At 67.6% G+C, this 3764-nt stretch carries 3 protein-coding genes; all 3 read left to right on the top strand.

The features are described from left to right. Positions 1-248: 248 nt before the first annotated feature. Positions 249-1019 (top strand): Fe-S cluster assembly ATPase SufC, encoded by a 771-nt coding sequence (sufC, locus tag VFE05_13945; protein ID HET6231170.1) that lies wholly within the window; start codon positions 249-251, stop codon positions 1017-1019. A gap of 73 nt (positions 1020-1092) precedes the next feature. Beyond that, on the top strand, positions 1093-2502 hold the full coding sequence (sufB, locus tag VFE05_13940) for a Fe-S cluster assembly protein SufB (GenBank protein HET6231169.1): 1410 nt from the start codon (positions 1093-1095) through the stop codon (positions 2500-2502). Positions 2503-3003: 501 nt separating this feature from the next. Then, positions 3004-3764: SufD family Fe-S cluster assembly protein (locus VFE05_13935; protein ID HET6231168.1), on the top strand; the 761-nt coding region annotated here is incomplete at its 3' end.

The raw sequence follows: 3764 nt of genomic DNA, 5'->3' as shown, positions 1-3764 counted from the left end.
GCAACGGGCGCCGGAACGCACCGCGGACGAGGCGCGGAGAGGCCGGGAAACCTCCTCCACGGCCTCTCCGTCCGGCTTGACTTTGCCCCGGCGCGGGCGTACGTTCCGGCTTGATAAGAAGAATCATTCTTGGAAGCGTCGCCAGGTGGCCAGCGCCGTCCGAGATGCGGTGTTTACGAGAACGAGGCTCCCCCAGAGCCACCCAGACCGGCCGGCTCCGCGCCCGGCTTCCCACGAGGAGAAGATAGATGGCCGAACCGCTGCTCAAGATCACCAACCTGCACGCCGAGATCGCCGAGGACGGCACCGAGATCCTGAAGGGTGTGGACCTGGAAGTGAACGAGGGCGAGATCCACGCGATCATGGGGCCCAACGGCTCCGGCAAGAGCACGCTCAGCAAGGTGATCTCGGGCCACCCGGCCTACGAGGTGACCGACGGCGAGATCCTGTTCCGCGGGCAGAGCGTGCTGGACATGCAGCCCGACGAGCGGGCGCGCGCCGGCATCTTCCTGGCCTTCCAGTACCCGGTGGAGATCCCCGGCGTGTCGGTCGCCAACTTCATGCGCACGGCGCTGAACGCCAAGCGCGGCGGCGACATCGACATCTTCGACTTCCAGGACGAGCTGGAAGGCCGCATGGGCATGCTGGAGATGGACCCCGCGTTCGCGGCCCGCTCGGTCAACGAGGGCTTCAGCGGCGGCGAGAAGAAGCGCAACGAGATCCTGCAGCTCGCCATGCTGGAGCCGGTCCTGGCGGTGATGGACGAGACCGACTCGGGCCTGGACATCGACGCGCTCAAGATCGTGACCAGCGGCATCAACACCATCAAGGCCGAGCGTAACGAGCTGACGGTGCTGCTCATCACGCACTACCAGCGCATGCTCAACTACATCACGCCCGACAAGGTGCACGTGATGGTGAGCGGCCGGATCATCATGACCGGCGGGGCCGAGCTGGCGCTGGAGCTGGAGGAGAAGGGGTACGACTGGGTCCGGACGGAGACGGCGGGAGCGGTCTGACCTCGCGACGAGGGGCGGCGCCCGCCGCGCCACCGTCCCAGGCCCGAATCACGAAGACAGAGGAGGCATTCCGATGCCGGTGAACGACAGCGTAGCCGAGCTTGGGCTCGACGAATACAAGTACGGCTTCCGCGACGAGGAGAACTACCTCTTCAAGAGCCGCAAGGGCTTGGACGAGGACATCGTCCGCCACATCTCGGCCCAGAAGGGCGAGCCGGAGTGGATGCTCAAGTATCGCCTCAAGGCGCTGAAGCACGCCCTGAAGCGGCCGTGGCCCACCTGGGGCGGCGACCTGTCGGGCCTGAACTTCGACGAGATCTTCTTCTACATCCGCCCCAGCGAGAAGGTGGGGAAGACGTGGGACGAGGTGCCCGAGGGCATCAAGAACACGTTCGAGCGGCTGGGCATCCCCGAGCAGGAGCGCAAGATCCTGGCGGGCGTGGGCGCCCAGTACGAGAGCGAGGTCGTGTACCACTCGCTCAAGAAGGAGTGGGAGGACGCCGGCGTCATCTTCAAGGGGATGGACGACGGCCTCCGCGACCACGAAGACATCGTGCGCGAGCACTTCGGCACGGTGGTGCCCTACCAGGACAACCTGTTCGCCGCCGTGAACAGCGCCGTCTGGTCCGGCGGGTCGTTCGTCTACATCCCCAAGGGCGTGAAGCTGGACATGCCGCTCCAGGCCTACTTCCGCATCAACGCGGAGAGCATGGGCCAGTTCGAGCGCACCATGATCATCGTGGACGAGGGCGCCGAGGTGCAGTACATCGAAGGCTGCACGGCGCCGTCGTACAGCAACGACTCGTTCCACTCCGGCGTGATCGAGATCATCGTCAAGGAGGGCGGGCGCTGCCGCTACACGACCATCCAGAACTGGTCGCACAACGTGTACAACCTGGTGACCCAGCGGTCGATGGTGGCCAAGAACGGCACCATGGAGTGGGTGGACGGCAACCTGGGCAGCAAGCTGACCATGAAGTACCCGTCGTGCTACCTCATGGGCGAGGGCGCGCGCGGCGAGGTGCTCTCCATCGCCTATGCGGGCGAGGGGCAGCACCAGGACGCGGGCGGCAAGGTCATCCACATGGCGCCGTACACCAGCTCGCGCATCGTGAGCAAGAGCATCAGCAAGGGCAGCGGGCGCTCGTCGTACCGCGGGCTGCTGAAGGTGGAGAAGGGCGCACACCACGTGAAGAGCAACGTGGAGTGCGACGCGCTGCTGCTGGACGAGCAGGCCCGCACCGACACGTACCCGTACATCGAGATCGAGGAAGAGCACGCCAGCATCGGCCACGAGGCAACCGTCAGCAAGATCGGCGACGAGCAGCTCTTCTACCTCATGTCGCGCGGCCTGAGCGAGGACGCGGCGGCCACCATGGTGGTCCGCGGCTTCATCGAGCCCATCGCCAAGGAGCTCCCGCTGGAGTACGCGGTGGAGCTGAACCGCCTGATCGAGCTGGAGATGGAAGGCTCGGTCGGCTGATGTAGACCGGCTCGGCCGGGGTGCTTCGGGAGATGCGAAGCGCCCCGGCCGGCCTGGCGGTTGAAACCGCGGCAACGACTGCGCAAAGTCCGCCTTCGCGGACTAACCCCGCTTACATCGTCTCGGACGAGGGACGATGGTACGGCCGGTCGGGGTGCGATTCATCGCATCCGCCGCTTCGGCCGGGGTGATGGCCGGGGCACGGACGGGTGATGCGGTCGCGTCCCGTGCGCATCCGCCGAGGTGGTGGACGGGGATGCGAGGGCGCTGCGGACGCCCGCGAAAGCGATCGTGACCCGAAGGGCGGAGACGCGGGCGGTTTCGCGGCTCCGTTCGCCTGGACACGGTAGTTTCGTGTCCTGGCGAATAGAGCGCGGTGCCGGCCTGCCGGCATTCGCCCAAACGATGTTCCGCCGTTTCCGACGAGTGCCCATCTGGAATTGACGACGGATGCGCGAAGAGCCTTCCGTCTTGAAAACGATACGACGGACCGGAGACACAATGGCAGACAGCACGGCGACCGCCCCCGCGGAGAAGGTGGGCGCGTTCACCCGCGACCAGGTGGAGATCCTCGCCGCCCGCAAGGGCGAGCCCGAGTGGCTGCGCGAGGCGCGCCTGGCGGCGTACGGCACCTTCGCCGCCACGCCCACCCCCAGCATCCGCGCGGAGGACTGGCGCTACACCGACATCGGCCGCCTGCTCAAGCTGGACGCGCTGGCCCTGGCGGACGAGCGCACGCCCGTGGCATCGGCCGAGGCGCTGCCGGCCGGCCTTCGCGAGATCATCGGCGAGTCCGGCCAGACGTCGGCCCGCCTGTCGCAGGTGGACGCGTCGGTCGTTCTCCGCGAGATGCCGGCGGACCTGGAGGCGAAGGGCGTCGTCTTCACGTCTCTGGAAGCCGCGGTGCGCGAGCGGCCGGAGCTGGTGCAGCGCTGGCTGGGCACGGCGCTGACCGAGGAGGACGGCAAGTTCGCGGCGCTGAACGGGGCGTTCTGGACGGGCGGGCTGTTCGTGTACGTGCCCGCGGGCGTGAAGGTGGACGTGCCCGTGCGCTCGTACCGCTGGATCGGCGATGCAGGCACGACCGTGTTCGGCCGCACCCTCGTGGTGGCCGAGCGCGGGTCCGAGGTGACGATCGTGGACGAGCTGGCGAGCGGCGACCTTGACCGGCAGACGCTCTCCGTGAGCGCGGCGGAGCTGTTCGCAGACGAGGGCGCGAAGGTGACCTACGTGGCCGTGCAGCGCTGGGGCCGCGGCGTGGT

Source organism: Longimicrobiaceae bacterium (assembly GCA_035696245.1).
GTDB lineage: Bacteria > Gemmatimonadota > Gemmatimonadetes > Longimicrobiales > Longimicrobiaceae > DASRQW01.
This window is presented reverse-complemented; position numbering and strand designations above follow the sequence as displayed.